Annotated in this window: 19 protein-coding genes; 8 read left to right on the top strand and 11 right to left on the bottom strand. The window is 45.3% G+C overall.

From position 1 onward, the window contains the following. Nucleotides 1-203: 203 nt before the first annotated feature. The 7 genes from pcp to ACNKW2_RS02170 all read right to left on the bottom strand — a co-directional run bounded on the left by pcp (nt 204) and on the right by ACNKW2_RS02170 (nt 7306). Nucleotides 204-866, bottom strand: a complete 663-nt coding sequence (pcp, locus tag ACNKW2_RS02200; protein WP_419147089.1) for a pyroglutamyl-peptidase I — start codon at nt 864-866, stop codon at nt 204-206. Then, entirely contained in the window at nt 866-1876 is a 1011-nt protein-coding gene (locus tag ACNKW2_RS02195; protein WP_419147088.1) for a DUF979 domain-containing protein, read from the bottom strand. Before ACNKW2_RS02195 ends, pcp begins: the two co-directional genes overlap by 1 nt. Continuing rightward, nucleotides 1873-2634, bottom strand: coding sequence for a DUF969 domain-containing protein (locus tag ACNKW2_RS02190; RefSeq protein WP_419147087.1), 762 nt, complete (start codon nt 2632-2634; stop codon nt 1873-1875). The genes ACNKW2_RS02195 and ACNKW2_RS02190 overlap by 4 nt, the downstream gene beginning before the upstream one ends. Nucleotides 2635-2638: 4 nt before the next feature. Further along, nucleotides 2639-3565, bottom strand: a complete 927-nt coding sequence (locus ACNKW2_RS02185) for a 5-oxoprolinase subunit C family protein (RefSeq protein ID WP_419147086.1) — start codon at nt 3563-3565, stop codon at nt 2639-2641. After that, nucleotides 3559-4215, bottom strand: coding sequence for a 5-oxoprolinase subunit PxpB (gene pxpB / locus ACNKW2_RS02180; RefSeq protein ID WP_419147085.1), 657 nt, complete (start codon nt 4213-4215; stop codon nt 3559-3561). Before pxpB ends, ACNKW2_RS02185 begins: the two co-directional genes overlap by 7 nt. A gap of 180 nt (nt 4216-4395) precedes the next feature. Beyond that, the gene (locus tag ACNKW2_RS02175) at nt 4396-5910 is read right to left on the bottom strand and encodes a leucyl aminopeptidase (RefSeq protein ID WP_419147084.1); all 1515 of its coding nucleotides are present in this window, start codon (nt 5908-5910) and stop codon (nt 4396-4398) included. 85 nt (nt 5911-5995) lie between these two features. After that, nucleotides 5996-7306, bottom strand: a complete 1311-nt coding sequence (locus tag ACNKW2_RS02170; RefSeq protein ID WP_419147083.1) for an MFS transporter — start codon at nt 7304-7306, stop codon at nt 5996-5998. Nucleotides 7307-7578: 272 nt separating this feature from the next. Between ACNKW2_RS02170 and msrA the strand changes: the two genes are divergently transcribed. Continuing rightward, the gene (gene msrA, locus ACNKW2_RS02165; RefSeq protein ID WP_419147188.1) at nt 7579-8784 is read left to right on the top strand and encodes a peptide-methionine (S)-S-oxide reductase MsrA; all 1206 of its coding nucleotides are present in this window, start codon (nt 7579-7581) and stop codon (nt 8782-8784) included. Between the two features lie 13 nt (nt 8785-8797). On the opposite strand, the gene ACNKW2_RS02160 is transcribed toward msrA, so the two are convergent. After that, nucleotides 8798-9721, bottom strand: coding sequence for a DMT family transporter (locus tag ACNKW2_RS02160; protein WP_419147082.1), 924 nt, complete (start codon nt 9719-9721; stop codon nt 8798-8800). A gap of 194 nt (nt 9722-9915) precedes the next feature. Between ACNKW2_RS02160 and ACNKW2_RS02155 the strand changes: the two genes are divergently transcribed. The 5 genes from ACNKW2_RS02155 (at nt 9916) to ACNKW2_RS02135 (ending at nt 14835) form a co-directional block, all read left to right on the top strand. Beyond that, nucleotides 9916-11025, top strand: coding sequence for a GAF domain-containing sensor histidine kinase (locus ACNKW2_RS02155; protein WP_419147081.1), 1110 nt, complete (start codon nt 9916-9918; stop codon nt 11023-11025). Nucleotides 11026-11037: 12 nt separating this feature from the next. Beyond that, on the top strand, nt 11038-11526 hold the full coding sequence (locus tag ACNKW2_RS02150; protein WP_419147080.1) for a response regulator: 489 nt from the start codon (nt 11038-11040) through the stop codon (nt 11524-11526). 205 nt (nt 11527-11731) lie between these two features. Then, nucleotides 11732-12931, top strand: coding sequence for a lipoprotein-releasing ABC transporter permease subunit (locus tag ACNKW2_RS02145; protein WP_419147079.1), 1200 nt, complete (start codon nt 11732-11734; stop codon nt 12929-12931). Further along, a complete protein-coding gene (gene lolD, locus ACNKW2_RS02140) occupies nt 12924-13613 on the top strand; it encodes a lipoprotein-releasing ABC transporter ATP-binding protein LolD (protein ID WP_419147078.1) in 690 nt (229 codons plus the stop codon). The genes ACNKW2_RS02145 and lolD overlap by 8 nt, the downstream gene beginning before the upstream one ends. Further along, the gene (locus tag ACNKW2_RS02135) at nt 13606-14835 is read left to right on the top strand and encodes a lipoprotein-releasing ABC transporter permease subunit (RefSeq protein ID WP_419147077.1); all 1230 of its coding nucleotides are present in this window, start codon (nt 13606-13608) and stop codon (nt 14833-14835) included. Before lolD ends, ACNKW2_RS02135 begins: the two co-directional genes overlap by 8 nt. Before the next feature lie 38 nt (nt 14836-14873). Here the strand turns inward: ACNKW2_RS02135 and sbcB are convergent, their stop codons facing one another. From sbcB to ACNKW2_RS02120, 3 genes are all read right to left on the bottom strand, one after another. Further along, nucleotides 14874-16325 (bottom strand): exodeoxyribonuclease I, encoded by a 1452-nt coding sequence (gene sbcB / locus ACNKW2_RS02130; protein ID WP_419147076.1) that lies wholly within the window; start codon nt 16323-16325, stop codon nt 14874-14876. 244 nt (nt 16326-16569) lie between these two features. Next, nucleotides 16570-17070, bottom strand: coding sequence for a hypothetical protein (locus ACNKW2_RS02125; RefSeq protein WP_419147075.1), 501 nt, complete (start codon nt 17068-17070; stop codon nt 16570-16572). 76 nt (nt 17071-17146) lie between these two features. Next, nucleotides 17147-17593: a MarR family winged helix-turn-helix transcriptional regulator gene (locus ACNKW2_RS02120; RefSeq protein WP_419147074.1), complete on the bottom strand. Its 447-nt coding sequence runs from the start codon at nt 17591-17593 to the stop codon at nt 17147-17149. Nucleotides 17594-17748: 155 nt separating this feature from the next. Here ACNKW2_RS02120 and ACNKW2_RS02115 point away from each other — a divergent pair, with 155 nt between their 5' ends. Together ACNKW2_RS02115 and ACNKW2_RS02110 are read left to right on the top strand one after the other, a co-directional pair. Then, nucleotides 17749-18177: an organic hydroperoxide resistance protein gene (locus ACNKW2_RS02115; RefSeq protein ID WP_419147073.1), complete on the top strand. Its 429-nt coding sequence runs from the start codon at nt 17749-17751 to the stop codon at nt 18175-18177. 265 nt (nt 18178-18442) lie between these two features. After that, complete coding sequence (locus ACNKW2_RS02110) at nt 18443-18580, top strand: hypothetical protein (protein WP_419147072.1); 138 nt, start codon at nt 18443-18445, stop codon at nt 18578-18580. Nucleotides 18581-19741 lie beyond the last annotated feature (1161 nt).

Genomic DNA, 19741 nt, shown 5'->3' with positions numbered 1-19741 from the left:
TTTCCTCATTCCTGTTATTGCCTACCACTTTGATAATGGTTTATCGCTATGGCTGCTAAGCCTTGTAGGCAGTGTGTATTGATAGCTCGTTAGCTTGAGCTACATTCCGTTCTACCAAAAAAAATTTGATAAGTCACACACTAAAAAGACACAAATGGGGTTTTTTTATGCTCAAGATGGTGCAGTAATGCACCATCTTGGTGCTAATGGGTGGTGCCTGCGACTAACTTAATATCGTGGTGTTGGTTTATGGCGCTTGTCAGCATCACTCTTAGGCCTTCAACCAGGCTTTCTAACGACATACTTGCTGCACCCTTATGGTGCGCAGCTTGGCTGGGTAAATAAGGAATATGAATGAAGCCCGCACGGCAGTTGAGCTCATGTTGCTGGATATATTCGAGTAGGGCATACATCACATGATTGCACACATACGTGCCTGCGGTATTTGAGATGCTGGTAGGGATCCCAGCTTGTAATGCACTTTGCAGCATGGCTTTAATGGGTAATGTGGCGAAATGCGCCGCTGGACCACCGGCAATAACCGGCGTGTCAATTGGTTGTTGGCCTTTGTTGTCTGCAATTCTGGCATCATTGATATTAATTGCCACGCGCTCAATAGAAATATCACAGCGTCCACCTGCTTGACCTAAACAGATCACTACGCTTGGGTGGTATTTGTCGATGGCTTGATACAGCGCCGGCAAGCTGGCTGCAAATTCACAGGGCAACTCTTTGCTGTGTACCAGATGGCCTTCTATGGTTTCACCCTCCAGCTGTTGTGCCAGTTGCCAAGAGGGATTAATGGTTTCGCCGCCAAAAGGCGTGAAACCTGTCACCAGTACACAGGGTTTATTGTGGTTAGCCATTAAAAAATCACTCCATACATCAACAAAATATTTATTAGTAGCAAGGTTAATGCGGTGGGGATCTGCACTTTAATCACTTGATACTTGTCTTCAAGGTCTAACAAGGCGGCTGGAACAATATTAAAGTTGGCAGCCATTGGCGTCATTAAGGTGCCACAGTAACCAGAGTACATGCCTATGGCAACCAGTGCTGCAGGATTGGCATCGTGACCTTGGATTAAAAAAGGCAAAGCGACCCCGGCAGTCATCACTGGGAAGGCGGCGAAGGCATTGCCCATGACCATAGTAAATAGCGCCATGCCAACACAGTATAAAGCCACCAGCATAAAACGGTTATCGGGTGAGATAAACAGCGTTACCAAGTCTTGAATAGCGGTGCCGGTGTTGGCCACGATAAAAACCCCGCCAAGCATCGCCAACATTTGTGGTAAAATGGCGGCCCAGCCAATGGAGTCGACTAAGCGGCGTGACTCAGACAGTGCCTGCACCGGTGTCCCTCCGGTTATTTTCCAGCTGGCTAGCAGTGCCAAACCGCAGGCCAAAGTTAGGGCGCTAAGGGTGACATGCTGTTGGTCGAACAGATACCACTGGGCTAGGGTTAAATCGCCCAAAATTAGGGTGCAGACAACCGTCACGACCGGGATCATCAGCGCGGGAATAAACAGCTTATTACCAAAGCGTTCGGCATCTTGTTGTTTGGCTTTTTCTTCTGGTAGTTGATAATGCCCCATAGCAACTAAGTTCAAGCCCGCCAGTAGTGCAATAACGATAACAGCGACACCCACCCAAAGGTACGTGAGTTGCTCACCAATCAGCGCGATAGACGCATCGCCAAAAACAAACACCGAACCAAATAAAAACCAAAATAATGCGGTGCTAAAACGTTTGGGATGCTGCGTGTCTTGCAAGGTTTTGAGCACCAAAAACATCACCACAAAACCAATGATCAAGTAGATATTTTCAATCGTTAACAAGGCGCTATTGCTTTGCTCATGACTAACTGGTGTCATAGTGTTTCCTCGCGCAATTGTGCGGTTTTATTCGCTGTAGCATCTGCGTGTTTGCTGGCCGTATTTTCATGATGCTGAGCAATGGCTTTACGAATGTTATTTTCCAGTCGCGCTAGGCGAAATAAATGCACGATTAACGCTGCAATAGCCGTTGGAATAGCCCATAAACCGATATGCAAAGGCTCAATGCCTGCAATGCCGTTTTCTTTTAAAAAGGCATCCATCAACAACACTGCCCCAAAGGCGATAAAAATATCTTCACCAAAGAACACCGCCACATTGTCGCAGGCAGCCGCATGGGCGCCAATTAAGTCTTTAATTTGTTTTGGTAAATCACCATATTGATTGGCTGTTGCCCCCACCGCCATGGGCGCCAGTAGTGGCCGCACGGTTTGGGCTTGGCCTGCTAAGCTTAATAACCCCAGCGCCGCTGAGCATTCCCGCACAATAAAATACAAGCTTAAAATTCGCGCTGTGGTGGCCCCTTTAATGTTGGCCACCCAGGTCTTAGCTCGTTGCTGCAAACCATAGCGCTCCAATACAGCGATGACTGGCAAAATGAGTAAAAAACTGGCTAATTGCCTGGCATTCATAAACTTCTCACCAAAGGTGGCGATTAAGCTAATAAAGTCAATGCCCACAGCCCAGCCAGTAATGAGACCAGCGGCGCTGACCACTAACAAGGGGTTGAAGCGCATGGCAAAGCCAACAATAATCACGAGGATGCCGATTAATGGCAGTAAATTGAGTTCGGTCATGGTGTTATTCTTTATACTGCAGTGCCAGCTGCAACTGGTTAAGATGCGCTTGTGTTTGTGACTGTGCGTGTTGCGCTTGGTTAATATCGGTTGCTTGAAGATGGATGCAGTCACCAGCACCCAGTTGGCTTAAATGCCTAAGATCGGCCGCAATCACAGAGCCAATAATGGGGTAACCCCCGGTGGTTTGGCAATCGTTTAACAAGATAATGGGCTCTCCGCTGGGTGGCAGTTGAATGACACCTGGGTGCACTGCCTGAGTGGCAATGCTTTGCTGATGAGTTAACTGCTGATGTTGACTTAGGCGTATCCCCATGCGGTTGCTACTGGGATTTACCTTCCAAATAGTTCGATTGAGTATCTCAGTGGCATTGCTAGTAGCGCATCCTCTATGCGGCCCAGGTATAAAGCGAATAAGCTTTTCATAACTAGGTTGCAAGGCACCGCGCTGTGGTTTTGCTGCTTGACTCTGGTAAGCGAGGCTATCTCCGGCTGCCAATTTACGGCCTTTATAGCCCCCAAAATGAGACATTAAGTCGGTGGCAGCTGAGCCAAGGTGATGGTCTAGGTTGTCAAAGCCACCGGCAACGGCCAAGTAACCGCGCAGATTATCGCGATTTTGCTTACACACCAGTTTGTCACCGGCTGCTGCGCTGTAGCGCCAACCAGGGTAAATTGGCTGGTCATTCAGCTGCGCGTTAAGGTCACCTCCGCCAATGGCAAAGTTAGTGCTGGCCGTAAATTCAAACTCGCACAAACCGATGGTGATTTCAATCACGGGGGTGTTGTCATCATTGCCTAACAACCGATTGATGATGGCCACAGCTAGGGGGTCGAGTACGCCACAATTACTGACGCCAAGATGGCGTTTTCCTTGTCGACCCAGATCTTGAATGGTCGCCAGTGGACCGGGCTTATGAACAACTAACATGACTTCTCCTTAGCAACAAAACGCACCTTATCACCTGGTTGTAGTAAACTGATGTTCTCAGAGTTAGGGTCGAACAAGATACGCTCAGTTGTGCCCAATACATGCCAGCCACCGGGTGATTCTGTTGGGTAAATAGCGCTGTAAGCGCCGGCAATGGCAACACTGCCTTTTGCCACTTTGGTGGCAGGAGTGGTTTTACGCGGCAACTGCAATTGTGTTGGCAAACCACTTAGGTAAGCAAATCCAGGTAAAAAGCCGATAAACTGAACTTGGAACTCTGCGCCACTATGAAGCGCGATAACCTGCTCTTCAGATAAGCCAAGCTCTGTGGCAACGGCAGCTAAATCCGAGTCGGGATGGCTTGCATAGTTAACCTCAATAGTATGGTGGTTTGGCTCCAGCTGGCCCACTTCAAGCTCCGGCCACTGCTCGAGGATCGCCGCTTGCCAAGCTTGACTGTCGCAACCAGGCTTTAAATAAGCGGTAACGGACCGCTCTGCTGGAACGATATCAATAAAGTCACTGCTGTTAGCCAACCATTGTTGCAAAGCAAAGGGCTTTTGCGCTTCCTTATTGTCACTCTTACTGTGAGCTGTTAATTCGACGACTAGGGCGTTTTCTCCCAGCAGATAACACTGAATATCAGACATGAATGCAATACGCTCATCTTATTGGTTTGCTGAATTTTATATCATACCTGACAAATGAAACGAAATTATTGCTACCAACAACCCAGAGTTGACGGTGTTTTAACAAAATGTTGTCGATATTTTCGAGCCGACACAAAAAAGCCAAGCGACATGGCTTGGCTTTTTGCAGTAACCTAGCGGTTATTTGTTATTTAATAACCACTCGCTTAGTAGACGTACGCCATAGCCTGTGCCGCCTGCAGGCACTTCGTCCTTGGCTGAACTGGCTAGGGCATTACCGGCGATATCAATGTGTACCCAACGGGTATCGCCAGTAAATTGCTGTAGGAACGTTGCTGCTGTTGTTGCACCTGGTCCACCTGAACCAATGTTTTGTAAATCCGCAATGTTCGACTTTAGCTTGTCTTTATAACCTAGCGGTAAACGCCACACGTTCTCATTTACTACCTTACCAGCACTAGTAAACTCGTTAATAAGGTAATCGTCTTCAGAGAAAATTGCAGAGTAACGGTTACCGACGGCACGAATTTTTGAACCTGTTAGCGTAGCCACGTCGACCATGATTTCAGGTTTGTAGAATTCACGGGCATACCATAATGCATCTGATAGTACCAAGCGGCCCTCGGCGTCGGTGTTAAGCACTTCAACACTTAACCCTTCAGCAGTTCGCAGAACATCACCCGGTGCAAATGAATGCTGCGACACCATGTTGGCTGCCATGCCCATAACGGCCACAACGTTTACGTCTGCTTTGGCTTTTGCCATTGCTTTGACGGTGCCAAGCACTGCAGCAGCACCGGCCATATCCGACTTCATACGAGATATAGAAGAGCCAGTTTTGATGTTATAACCACCTGAATCAAACGTGATCCCTTTGCCCACCAACGCGATAGGGGTGTTATCATTGCCTTTATAATGGGCCACCACCAATCGAGCACCTTGCTCACTTCCGCGACCTACGGCTTCCAGTGCACCCATGCCCAGCTCTTTGATTTCTTTAGGCTCCAATACTTTGACTTCGACACCATATTGTTCAAGCGCTTTGGCAGCATTGGCAAAGTCAACCGGTGTCATTTCCGTGGCAACTTCAGAGGTTAAATCACGCGCCAAAAATACCCCAGCTTGAATGTGTGCTAGTGTTTCATAGTGTTTGCTCGCTGCGGATTTGTCTGCCACATCAATGTGGTAACTAACAGTAAAAGTACTGGGCTCTTTTTTGTATACTTCAAAAGTGTGGTCACGAAGGTTTGCACCATGAGCAAATTGTGCCGCAAGCTCGGCATTGTCTAATTCACCGCTTAACTTATCAAAAGCAAGGGCAACATTAGCCAGCTCTTTGGCTTCAAATGTGGCATGTAAATTACCACCCAATTTGGTCATTTTGCTGGCATTTAACTGCTCGCTATCGCCGACACCAACTAGGTAAATTCGCTCATAGTCAGAGTCGACAGGGGCCAACACTTCGAGTGTTTTACCATAGCCGCCTTTAAATTGGTCAGCGGCGATAGCGCGCTGTAATTGTTTGCGTGTATCACGGTCTAAAAAGTCTAAGTCAGTGCTGCTTTCTCCTGCTTGAAAAATGACAAGAGCATCGGCATCGACAAGTTTGCTATTAAATTCGATATTCGCAGCTTGCACTGCGGTAGCACTTGTTAATGCCAACGCCAAGGCTGAAAGGCGAGTTTTCAAAGACATGGATTTATCCTCAGATAACTAAAATTGCTGTGTTTTACCTTAAAATGAGTGTTTTTGACACTTTTTGTCGTTGAGTTAACGACTTTTACCGTTCAGTGACATTGTCAAGTTTGGCGGTTACCGTCACACCGGCAATAGTGATGCAAACATACAAAATCAACAGTACTTCGATGGAGTAAATGGCGGCCACGGCACCCATTAAGCTGGTCAGCAGTAATACCAGACCAATAATGGTGTTACTTAAGGTGACATAGCTGGTGCGTTTATTTCCCTCAGCCATATCAACCACATAGGTTTTTCTGCCGACTCGAACGCCTTGGTGAGCGATGGCAATAATAAAGTAACACAGCGGAATAAACCATAATTGTGCCAAAAGCGCAGGGAAAAAGAACGAACTTAGTGTCAGTAGGCTGGTAATGGCAACGGTGATAAGGCCACCGAGTATCATTACCTGTTTGCTTGAGTGGTCGGCCATCTTGCCCCAAAAAGCGCCGCTGGATAAGCTGGCTAAGCCCGATACCGCGAGCAGTAATGCCAGAACCCAAGCTCCGGCGCCAAGGTGCTGTTGTGCGAGCACAGTAAAATAGGGCGGAATTAAGGCTGAGCTCAATAGCAGCCCGCGCGCTAAAATGAATTTTTTCAATAGCGGATCGGTTTTCAATAAGCTTACTTCTTCCTTAATTTGCTGTATGCCGTTTTTGCCACCCTCAGTTGCACCTGGGTATTCTTTAATTTGCACAAAGCACAAGGCAGCGACGACCCAGAAGACCGCGGCTAATACCAGTGTTAAGACGAAATTAACATTATCGAGTGTGGTGGCGGCTAAATATAAACCAACTCCAAAAGTAACCGTGACTAGACCACTCAACGAAGCGGCTTGACCATTAAGCTGGCCGCGCTTTTGCTTTGGAATGGTTTTACCCAGTACGTCTTTTGATGAAACTGAGCTGAGGCTGCGGGCGAGACTAAACACCACCAGTAACCCCAAAACTAACCAGGCATACATGAGGTTTTCAGATTGTTGCCATGCCAGCGCTGCCATGGCGGCAACGCAAAGAGCTTGAATTAGAGCCCCTAAAGACCATAAAAACTTACGCCGAGACTGACTGCGAACCCACTGTCCTATGATCAGCTGGGGAATGAGCGAGCCAGACTCTCGGATCGGGACCAACGCAGAAATCATGTAAGCGGGAGCGCCTAAGGCCTGCATCAACCAAGGCAAAGTGATTTTAGGGTTAAGCAGGGCGTCACCTAGCTTGCTGAATAGCTGACTGATGAGGATCAATAAATAGTTGCCTGGAACTTCCTTACATGCTTTGTCGTCAATGGCTTTGCATGCCCTTGCTGCGTCGTCATTGGTTAACTTTTGATAGATGTTTTCGCTGATCTTACTCACAGCTTCTCCTTATAACGTGATTATGCAGCTTTGCTAACAGTGCAAACTATACAAGCACTCCTTACGTATCTAAAACCATTAAGATGAAATATTACAGCAAAGCAGGCGGTCTTTATCTGTACGCAGTGCAATTAATTTAGTTCATTCACGGGCATTAAGCGATTGATGACAATTTATAAGGGGAGAGCATGAAATTAATTAGTATCGCTATGTTAATGCTAAGCATGGTTGCTGCCAGCACCTACTCAAGTAGATTAACCGCTAATTCGCAAATGCCGGTTGATGTCGAAGGCGCCAGTAGTCATATCAAAACATTGGTTTTGGGCTCGGGTTGTTTTTGGGGCCCAGAAAAGCGTTATGAAAACATCAAAGGCGTGTTAGATGCAGAGTCCGGTTACGCGGATGGTAAAGGGTTTTACCCTAGTTATCGAGAAATTACCAAGCCCAGTCGCCGCTTCGACCCAAATAACTACGCCGAGGTGGTTAAGGTCACTTATAATGCCAACCTCATCAGTACTGAGCGTCTATTACAGCAATACTTTGAGACCCATGATCCGACGCAAAAAAATCGTCAAGGCAATGATGTTGGTAGCCAGTACCGTTCTATTGTGCTTTACACCGATGAACAGCAAAAACACACCGCAGAGCAAACCAAAGCGCAGTTTCAAACCTTATTGACGAAGGCTGGTTTCGGCGAGATCACCACTGCCATAAAACCCTTAAGGAAGTTTTACCCAGCTGAGGAGTACCACCAAAATTATTTGGCCAAAAACCCCAATGGTTACTGCCCAGATCACAGCACAGGCGTTACTTTTGTTCCGGTAACCACCAAAGAGCAAGATAATAGCACACTCTTAACAGGCAAACACATCGTCATTATTGATGCTAAAAATTACTGCCCATATTGTGAAAAGCTAAAAACCCAAGTGCTTAACGACTATCAGGGGGATATCCCTTTGCATTACCGCTATGCAGATCAATTGCAGCAACTCAGTATTACTACCGCGACCTGGGCGACACCGACGATTCTATTTCTAGAAAACGGTGAAGAAGTAGCAGGGTTCCAAGGTTTTATGGATAGAGAGTCATTCTACCAAGCGCTGGGCGCATTTAAATTAGGGCAGTCGGAGGCGTATGAAATCGCCTTTCAAAAAGGCACTGAACGGCCATTTTGCCAGCAATATGACATTTTTAAAAATACCCCAGACGGTGTTTTCGTCGATAAGCTCAGTGGCAAGCCACTGTTTGATACACAAGACCGTTTTAACTCCGGTACTGGCTGGTTGTCCTTTACCCAACCGGTGGCTGGTAGTGTGACGTACCACCGTGATTTAAGCCATGGTATGGTTCGCACCGAAATACGCTCAAAAAGCAGTGGTATTCATCTTGGTCATGTGTTCGAGAATGAAGGGCCAAATCGCAGCGACAGATATTGCATTAATGCTCAAGTATTGGAGTTTAAACCCCGCGTTAAATAACGCTTTTTAGCAATTAAAGCGATTGGCGTCGGGGCCGAAATAACCGGCCTAACCGCCAATCTAACTTCACAGCTGCAACCGCCGTTAATATCAGCACAATGCCAATACCTTGCAATAACGATATGGTGTGATCAAAGGCCGCGAAGTCGACCAGCAGCGCCACAATGGGGTAAATGAAGGATAAAATGGCGATTACCGTGGTGTGTAAGCGGGCAAACGCGTCATACATTATCACGTACATAAAACCGGTGTTCACCACACCCAGCATGAAAATATGCCCCCACTGGATAGTGGATTCTGGCAGTGCGGAAAAATCCACCCAAGGCAATAAAAACAAGCCCCCAAATAAAATTTGGATCACCGCCACTACCGCCGAGGGCAGATGACTGACCTTTTTGGTCAGTAACGTGGTTAGGGTATAAAAAAATGCCGCACCAAGGGCAAGTAAAAGGCCATACACTGCAGTGTCCTCGGAGTTTGAAATAAGCACTGCTACAAGATTTTGATAATCTACATCAACCACTAACCATAAGCCAACCACAGCGGTGCTGAGCCAAAACATCACAGCAACACTGGGTAACTGTTTATAAATAATGGCACTGAGTAGTACTAACATGATGGGTTGCATGTGGTAGGCAATAATGGCGATAGAAAACGCAATGTAATCAAAAGAGGCAAACAGCAACAGCCAATTAGCGACCAGTGTCATACCGCCAAGTAACACCACAGCAAAGGCTTGTGGCGTTAAAAGCTGGCGGGAAAACTGCTTGGTGTAGGCAACATACGCAAGTAAGCAGATGGCGCCGATAACACAGCGAAAGAAAACCACATTCCAAAAAGACTGCCCCGAACTAACCACGAAATAGCCAATAGTGCCCGAAAGCACCATGGCGACTATCATTTCAATGGTGCCTTTTTCTTTTTCCGACCAAAACATCTAAATTGTTATACCGTTTATTACACTATTACAGCAACACTAGCATCAAAGCAGCTGTTAAAGTAGTGCCGAGCTATAATATGGTGTTCAGGTAATCGACGAAGGAATAAAATTCACAGTGTATCTCAATGATCATGGCTTAGCTTTATGCTAAGTGCTAGAGTCATAGATGGATATTAAGGAGCAAATCAATAATGCAAAGCGCGCCGCTGCCAAAAGAAGAAACACAAAGGTTAGAAACTCTCAAACTCTACGAGGTATTGGATACCGAGGCTGAGCAATGCTTCGATGACATTACTCAACTTGCAGCAGTTATTTGTGGCACGCCCATTTCTTTAGTGAGTTTAGTGGATGATGACCGTCAATGGTTTAAGTCTAAGGTGGGGTTAGACGCCAGTGAAACCAGCCGCGATATTGCTTTTTGTGCCCACACGATTTTACAGCAACATATTTTTGAAATAGAAGATACCGAGCAAGACGCCCGTTTTGTTGACAATCCCTTAGTAACTGGCGAGCCCAAAATCCGTTTTTATGCAGGCGCGCCTTTAAAAGCCCCAAACGGCCAAGCGATAGGCACTTTATTTGCTATCAGTGACCAGCCCAGTAAATTAAACGATGAGCAAAAGCTGGCGCTAGAAATACTAGCAAAGCAGGTGATAGCGCAGCTTGAGCTACGAATGAAAATAAAAGCGTTGGAGAAACTCGGTAAGGCAAAAGATGAGTTTTTATCCACCATTAGCCACGAATTACGCACGCCATTGAATGCTATTACCGGTTTTAGTGAGATTTTGAAAAACGCGCCTGAGGTGCAAACCTTACCGGCAGAGCAGGTAAATTACATTGAAAACATCGATTTCAGTGGCCAGCAACTGCTTGAAATTGTCAATTCAGTGCTCGACCTTGAAAAGATATACGCTGGTAGAATGGAGTTAAAACCACAAAGTGTGGTGCTGGATGCGTTTTTAAAGCGCATTATCAACATGCTCAGCGTAAAGGCAAAACAAGGCGGGATAACTCTGCATAGCGATATCGATAGTGATTTGTGTGGCCGCGCTTTTTATCTCGACAAAACCAAATTAGCACAAATCGTTACCAATATAGTGGGCAATGCTATTAAATTTACCCCTAAGGGTAAAAAAGTGAATGTCCGCTTTGCTCTTATCGATGAACAGTTACATATTGAAGTGGCCGATCAGGGAGTGGGGATCAGTAAAAAAGATCAGGCGCTGTTGTTTGATAAATACAAACAAGTAGGCATGCAAAGAAAAGAAGGCACCGGCCTTGGACTTTGCATCACCAAATGATTAGTCGAGTTAATGGCTGGTAGCATTAAACTCAGCAGTGCACTAAAAAAAGGCACTGTGGTGACCATCACCTTGCCAATTGAGGCTTGCTCTTCGACAACTCTAGCACCGACACCACAGCAAACGCAGTTTGATAACGTTCGGGTGTGCGTTGTTGAAGACAATCCCCTAAATCAAATGTTAATTAAGGCAGTATTGCAACAGCTTGGCTGTCAATTTACCATTTTTGACGATGCCGAAGCCTTGCTCAGCAAAGCCAGTTTGCAAAGCTTCGACATTTTTCTACTAGACATTAATTTACCAGGAATGTCTGGGATTGAAGCCTTGAAGCAACTCAAGTCACAAGGGGTAAGCAAACCGAAAGTAGCGGTCACCGCCGATGTCTTTCAAGAAAAAGAGCTCAATGCCTTATTTGATGATGTCATCACAAAACCGTATCAAAAATCGGATATCGTCCAGCTGCTTGCTCGTCATTTGAGGGCAGAAGAGCAATCGCACTAGGCCTAAAATTTAGGTTTTGCTTAACCGTGCTCAGTAACCATTTTCGCTGTTACTATGGCTCAGTGGTGATTTTTAGCGTTTAAACGTGCTAAACCGTTTCAGCGCTTTGTTATTCAAATATTGTCACATTTTTTCTTCGTTTTCAGTCCTCACTTACGCTTGGTATATGGTAGTATCGGCGCAGCTAAGTTTGACGAGATAAATTATGTTTCAACCAGTTAGCTTGTTTGTTGGCTTGCGGTATAGCCGTGCTGCTAAGGGCAATGCATTTATTTCATTTATTTCTTTTTTTTCCATTGCAGGTATTGCATTAGGGCTAATGAGTTTGATCACCGTCAGCTCGGTAATGAATGGCTTTGAACAAAGTTTAAAGTCTGCGATGTTAGATTTAATCCCGCATATTCAAGTCAAAAACAGTGAGCAACTGAGCAGTGAAAAGCGCAAAAGCTTAAGTAATCACCCCTTAGTCAAACAAGTATCGCCTTACTTGGCCAGTGATGTCATATTGCAAACCAATCAAGATTTGGTGGGGGTGAAGTTACAGGGACTATTTGCGCAATCAAACCGTGTTTTACAACAGAGCGTACAGGCTGGCAGTTTACAGCACTTACAACAACAAAAATATCAATTAGCCATCAGCCGTTACCTAGCTAACAAGCTGGGAGTGAGTGTCGGTCAGCAAGTGCGCGTTATCCTACCAGAATACACCAGCTATTCCCCTTTGGGGCGCACGCCAACGCAGCGGTTATTTACGGTGGCAGCGGTTTATGATGGCCAAAGTGAAGCCGATACCTACCTAGCCTTTGCCGATGGTAAAAGTTTACAGCGGTTAATGCGTAAGCAGCCAACGCAATACGACCTTAATATCCATCTTTATGATGCTTTTGAATTAGAAGGTTTTTATCAACAACTTGGTGAGCAATTACAGGGGCTGGAATACCAAGACTGGCAAACCCAACAAGGGACCTTATTTGCTGCGGTGGCCATGGAAAAAAGGGTGATGTCATTGCTGTTAGGACTGATCATTATCGTCGCTGTGTTTAACATTGTTTCTGCACTGTCGATGATGGTCAGTGAAAAACAAGGAGAAGTGGCCATACTGCAAACACTGGGCTTTACGCCGGCAATGATTGCTCGAGTGTTTATGGCACAAGGCATGTACAACGGCTTGATTGGCACCCTCATTGGGGTTGTGGCTGGGCTGTTGTTATCGAATTACATTAATGAGGTGTTGCAGTTATTGGGGTTGAACCTATTAGGCGGCGCAACACTGCCTGTAAGAATTGAGATGCTTGGTTTAGTGATGATGGCGTGTGGCAGTATTTTGCTTAGCTTTATTGCCACTTTATATCCGGCAAAACGAGCATCTAATGTGTTACCAGCTGAGGTTTTAAGATATGAGTGAATTAGTAATACATTGCCAAGGGCTGGTCAAAAACTACCAAGATGGCAAAACACAAGTCAAAGTACTAAAAGGGGTCGACCTTGCCGTCAAGCAGGGGGACATGCTGGCCATTGTTGGCAGCTCAGGCTCAGGAAAAAGTACGCTCTTACATATTCTTGGTACGTTGGACAAGGCATCTGAGGGAGTGGTGAAAATCAAAGGGGTGGAAGTCGGTAAATTATCACGAAAAAAACAAGCCGAGTTTCGCAATCAACACCTGGGCTTTATTTATCAATTTCATCACTTATTGATGGAATTTACGGCGTTAGAAAATGTCGCCATGCCGCTGTTAATTGCAGGCAAAGACGCAAAAACTGCCAATGCTCAAGCGCTGACCATGTTGGAAAAAGTGGGGCTTAGTCACCGGGCTCAACATAAACCCTCTGAGCTGTCTGGCGGCGAGCGACAACGGGTCGCTATTGCAAGGGCACTGGTCACCGAGCCGGCGCTGGTATTAGCCGATGAACCCACAGGTAACCTAGATAAGCACAATGCCCTGAAAATATACGACTTATTGAATGAATTAAATCAGCAGCTCAATACTAGCTTTGTGGTAGTGACCCACGATTTAGAACTGGCAGATAAGCTTGGTCGGGCGGTGCAGCTCGACGATGGCAAAGTAGGTGAATACCAGCATGCTTAGTTATTTTTTGAGCAAACGTTTTCGTGAGTCGAAACGTCAGCTTGGCTTTATTGGCTTTTTAACTCGGGCATCAACTCTTGGGGTGATGCTGGGGATGACGGTGTTAATTGTTGCTCTTTCGGTTATTAATGGCTTTGAAGAGCAACTTGAGCAGCGTTTATTGTCGGTGGTGCCACAGGTCAGCTATGAAGCACCTTATGAACCCATTGCCAATTGGCCGGATAAAGTTGAATTACTAGAGCGGCATCCTGCTATTGTTGCTGCCACGGCTGAGATAAACCTCACGGCAATGCTGCAGTATAAAGGGGTGTTAAAAGCCGCTCAGCTAAAAGGCATTGTGCCACATTTGCATACAAAGGTATCCAGTGTGGGTGAGTTTGTTGCTGAAAAATCATTATCGCAATTAGCATCCGGTGAAATCATAATTGGTCAAGCGATTGCAAAAAAGCTCGCCGTCGAGGTCGGGGACAGCATCCAATTGCTGGTGGCCAATCGTCATGCTGACAACCCGCTAGCTGCGCCCAAGCGTTTAACCGCCACCGTGGCTGGACTGGTTGCCATGGGTGGGCCATTGGACCAAACCTTGGCACTGTTACCAATTCAGGACTTACAACAAGCCATGGCAATGGAGAGTAATGCGGTAACGGGCTTGCGAGCCAAGGTTAGCGATGTCTTTCAAGCACACCAAATCGCCACTCAAGCGGGTAAAACCTTGCCTGATTTAGTGTATGTGTCTTCGTGGTTTCGTACTCAAGGTGGCTTGTACCAGGATATTCAGATGGTGAGAACCATTGTTTACTTAGTGGTTTTTTTAATTATTGCCGTGGCGAGTTTTAATATTATTTCATCAATGGTGATGGAAGTTAAAGAAAAGCGTGCCGACATTGCCATTTTAAAAACCATGGGGGCACAAGACAGCACCCTATTTGCCACCTTTGCCATTCAAGGGATCACTTATGCGGCAATCGGGGCGGTAATAGGCAGTGTGGTGGGGGTGTTTTTAGCCATTAACATTCCTGAGTTTTTTAAAGCTTGGGTAAACCTGAGTGACAATAACCCACTGCAAGGGGTGTACTTTATTGAGTATTTGCCCAGCAAATTAGTATGGACGGACATCTATATTAGTTTGGCAGCCACTTTTATTATGGCAGCTGTTGCGAGCCTTTACCCTGCGTGGCAAGCGACTAAAACCGATCCGGCGAAAGTACTTGGTAATGGCTAATGACAAAGCTCACTGCCATGGTTGCAGTGAGCTGTGTTTTACAGGCTTTGAGCGTAGTGATAGAGCGACTTTAAAATAGTCATATTACGCTCGTTGCCTTCGTGCTCGGCAACCAGGTTTTCTAGCTCGAGCATAAAATCTTCGGCCGAAATGGACGGGTTATCCTCATTATGCATCAACTTGTTTTGACAATACTTACGCCATTTATCAAGCTCTTGTGGTGATAAGGTCTGAGGCCAGTTACGAGCTCGATAACGAAACAGCAGAGTGTGAAACTTGGCGTCTTCAAAATCTAACTGTAGATCAGCTAATTGCTCTGGAGAGGCTTCACGAATAATGGCAAACTTTGATTTGTCGGCTTTACTGGTAAAGCCATCATAGAGTTGATAATCCGGGTTGCTTGGCTTATCAAAGCCGTTTTGCTCGGTGAAAACCTCTGCTACTTTATCTCTTAACTCAGGTCTTGCGCGTAAATATTTAAGATTGGCTAAGCAGGCCTCGCGGTCGATGCCTAGACGCTCTGCATTTTCTGGCAGTAGAGTTTTCGCCGGCGCGATAAATGGGCACTTATTAATGTGCACCAGTTTTAAACCGACGGGTAATTGCTCTTCGCTGAGTTCGCTGCGTTTGGTGTAAAGGCGTGCTTTTAATTGCTCAACGTCAAGCTGTTCAAGCACTTCTGGCGGCTGGGTTAAATCAAAACAGATCACCGCATTTTTATTCACAGGATGAAAACTCATTGGCGCAATCCAGGTGGTGCAGCCTTGAGCTGCCGAAAACATCGAGGAAATGTGCACCAAGGGTTGCATGTTGTATACGTCAATTAACTCATTTACTGCCTTTTTATGGCGGTGATTAAAGTAAAAATCATAAAGTTTAGGCTGTTTGGTTTTAATTAATTTCGCTAAAGCGATGGTGGCGGTGACGTCGCTTAGAGCATCGTGGGCTGCACCGTGTTCAATGCCATTTGCCTCGGTTAAATGCTCGAGCTTAAAGCTTGGGTTGCCATCTTCACGCAGAGGCCACTCTATGCCTTCAGGGCGCAGCGCATAACAGGCTCGCACCAGATCAATAATATCCCAGCGGCTATTGCCATTTTGCCACTCGCGCTCATAGGGGTCATAAAAGTTACGGTACAGGCTGTAGCGGGTCAATTCATCGTCAAAGCGAATGCTGTTGTAACCGGCAACACAGGTTTGCGGTTGGGCAAACTCGTTGTGGATTTTGGCCATAAACTCCGCTTCAATTAGGCCTTTTTGCATGGCCAATTGCGGCGTGATCCCGGTCACTAAGCAAGCTTGGGGCTGGGGCAGGTAGTCTGGCGCTGGTTGGCAGTATTCAATGAGGGGCTCGCCAATAATGTTCAAATCTAAATCGGTACGGATCCCAGCAAACTGACTGGGCCGGTCTTTTTGTGGCGTAGCGCCAAAGCTCTCAAAGTCGTGCCAATAAATCGTTGGTTGAAGTGGTTGTTCGTTTTGTTCAGCCATTGAGCCAAATACCTGCTAGTTTTGCAATGAGTATCTATTTATTAGGGGTCATTGTCGCACAGAGCGAGTTGGGTGCAAACTGAAAACGCCAAGGGGCTGATTAAATGGCAAGCATTTAGCCTTTTATTATTGGCAACAAAAGCTTTTATAAAGTTGCAGCCACTATGAATTGGAGTTCAAGGTGGCTGTGGGTATTTAGCTTGAGCTACTCACTTCTGATTTGTTAGCGCTGAGCTCGGTCGCTTTAACCATCACAATTTTCTTTATCGCCCTTGCACTTTTTGCGATTTTTCTTGACCTGTTTACGGGCTTCTTTTTCTGCTTTACGTCGCTCTTTGGCCATTTTGCGCTGCTCTTTGGCTTCTTCTCGACGCCACTGTGACTGTGATTTATCTTTCTCACGGGAGGCTTCAGCTCTGTCTTTGGCGCGTTCGCGCTCATCCTCAGCACGATCTTTGGCGGCTTCCTGGCGCTCTTTAGCACGTTCTCGAGCAGCTTCCGCTGTGTCTTTGGCACGTTCGCGCTCATCTTCAGCGTGCTCTTTGGCGGTTTCTTGGCGCTCTTTAGCACGCTCTCGAGCAGCTTCCGCTCTGTCTTTATCACGTTCGCACTCGTTTTCAGCGTGTTCCTTAATTTCCTCTATTGGCTTTGGAGCTATGACATGGTTTGGGTGTTCAGCGGCAGAGATGTTGCAGGCTGCTACTAAAGTGGCAGCAGCCAATGCGAGTAAGTTGACTCTCTTCATGAAGAATTCCTCAGTGATCTTCTTCAAGTATAGCCAAGAATAACCAAAGAAATAATGAGTAGTCTGTTTGGTTAAGTTACTCACCGTCCTTAAGCGATATATCACGATTAATCTTATCAAGTAATCCTATTAGCAAGTGGGCTTCTGTTTCATTAATGCTAGGAAAGCGGCAGCGGATCTGCTTTGGGATCAGCGCCGCTTGGTGCTGCAATTTAACACCTTTAGGTTGTAATTTAACCACGCGCTTACGCTTATCTTGTGCGTTTTTAACGATGCTGAGCAATTGTTTGTCGCCCATTTTTTTTAAGATCTGTGTCATGGCACCGCCATCGATGGCTGTTTTTTCCAGTAATTCAGCAATACTAATGTTGTCCTTTTCCCACAGCGCCATCATCACAACGTATTGGGGGTAGGTTAATTCCAGCTCCTCTAACCATTGCCGGTAGGCGCGAGCTATACCATTAGACGCCATATATAAGCGATGGCAAATCTGATTATCTAACTTTAATTGTGGATACTTCATGTTTGCTTTGTTCTGAAAAACCAATAAATGCATTTTAGTTTGTGTGCAAAGTATTTGCAATTGGCTGTATATGGTTTATTATTTTGTGTGCAAACTAATTTGTTGTGCTTGTAAGAATTCAGTCAAGCATCTTAAAACTCAAATAGGAGTCGTTTATGCAAGAATTACAAAGTTTCGCGTACACTGCCAAAGCAAAAGCAACCGGTGGCCGTAGTGGCTCAGCTCAATCTGATGATGGTCGTTTAGATGTGTCATTATCGACACCAAAAGGCTTAGGCGGTGACGATGGCCCAGGCACAAATCCAGAGCAGTTATTCGCAGCAGGCTATGCAGCGTGTTTTATAGGCGCCTTAAAACTGGTTGCAGGCAAAGCCAAAGTCGACTTACCAGAAGATACGCACATTGATTCTGAAGTATCCATTGGCCCAACCGATGGCGGCTTTGGTTTGGCAGTGAAACTTACCGTAGCCATGGGCGATATAGATAAACAAACCGTGCAATCACTGGTAGAAAAGGCCCATGAAGTGTGTCCATATTCAAATGCCACTCGCGGCAATATCAAGGTTGAGCTTTCGGTGATTTAATCTTTGCTAAAGAGCACGCCATTAGGGTGTGCTCTTTGACTGTTCGGCAAGTGTTTAGAGAGAAATCATCAAAAATCATCAAAAACACCCACCGTTAACTTTCTTGTTCAAAGCACCCCCTAGGACTACAAAAACTCTTAGTGGGTGTAACTGTTACTATTGATTGCGATAAACTAACTTTTCTTGTTGTCATGTAGCGTTAATTGTATTAACATTGTGTGAACAAGTGTAAGGATTAATTAACTTTAATAAATAAGGATTTAAAATGAACTCCAAGTCACTTGATGTAAAAGAATTGAAACGCGTAACTGGTGGTGGTGACGGTATCGTGCCACCAAAGGCTGAGAGCCGAAATAGCTACAATGGCGGTGGTGGGGATGGCATTATTCCACCTCAGGCATAGATAATCGAGAAAATAACTAATTAAAGTAGTTTAGGGAAAAGCATGAGTGACTTTTTTGTGATCACTGGATGGGCAATTCGGATGTTTGAAGTCTTAATTGTTCTGTACATACTGTTTAATTTCAAAAATCGGCGCTGGAGCTTGTTCTTTGGCGGTAAAAGTAGCTTGAAAACAATCCAAGATCACGAATTGCATTCATGCTTTTTATCTGCTTTTACTGTAATGGTATTTCATTTTACGAGTTCAAACCTCGCGCAGCATATAGTGACCATTCAAGGAATGGAGTAGTTTGCTTTGCAACAGTTTTTTTACTTTAGTATGTTCTCGTGTTCGATGGCTTTTGCTGCTGCTCTGTTCTTCTTACACAAAATAAGAGGTTGCTCATTTTCACCGACAGCAAGGAACTGCCTCTATATCACATTTTTAATGTCGACATTGCAAATGTTGCAGTTTGTCTCACATGGTTTGCTCGATTCTAATCGTATCACTCCGTTTTATCAGTATGGCGTAGTTGTGCTTAATATATCTACACTTGCTGTAGTAGCAAATCACCCAATAAGAAACATGCTAAGAAAACTAAATCGAAAGGAGGCATAGGGTGGGGCTGCTAGCAATAATGAGTTTTTTAAGCCTTATATTGGTTGTTGGGTTATATATTGCCTCTCAAGGAGGTCATATGCCCAACAAGTTTGAGTTAAGGTTGCTTGATTTAATCGAGCAACATAGCAACGGTAAAAACGAAGTTTCTGAACATCCGAGAATAACATCCTTCTTGAAGTCCATGATGCAATCACAGAGCCGGACAAGCTTCTCTCATACGAAAAAACTGTAATGGCGCATGAAAGAGTAAAAAGGTATATTTTAAACTTCGACGATGCCCACATTTACGTTTTGGATAGAGAAAAGGTTGAACTAAGACTAGTTAAGTAAATTTATAGCTACTAAAAGGCGGATATATGAGTGGGTATTTGAAGGATGCTGTGCTTGACCAGCTTAAACTTAAAAATTTTAAAAAATTCATTAAAACTAGAGTCGCAGTACGAAAAAAATGTAATTTAACTAGTATGAGTAGTAAAAGGTTGGAAAGTAGAGGTTTTTTAAACCCTGGTAGTGTTTAGAAATCTGTGTCATTTCACTAGAATATACAAAAGAGGAATGATA

It is taken from the genome of Pseudoalteromonas 'SMAR' (assembly GCF_048515945.1).
Lineage (GTDB): Bacteria > Pseudomonadota > Gammaproteobacteria > Enterobacterales > Alteromonadaceae > Pseudoalteromonas.
This window is presented reverse-complemented; position numbering and strand designations above follow the sequence as displayed.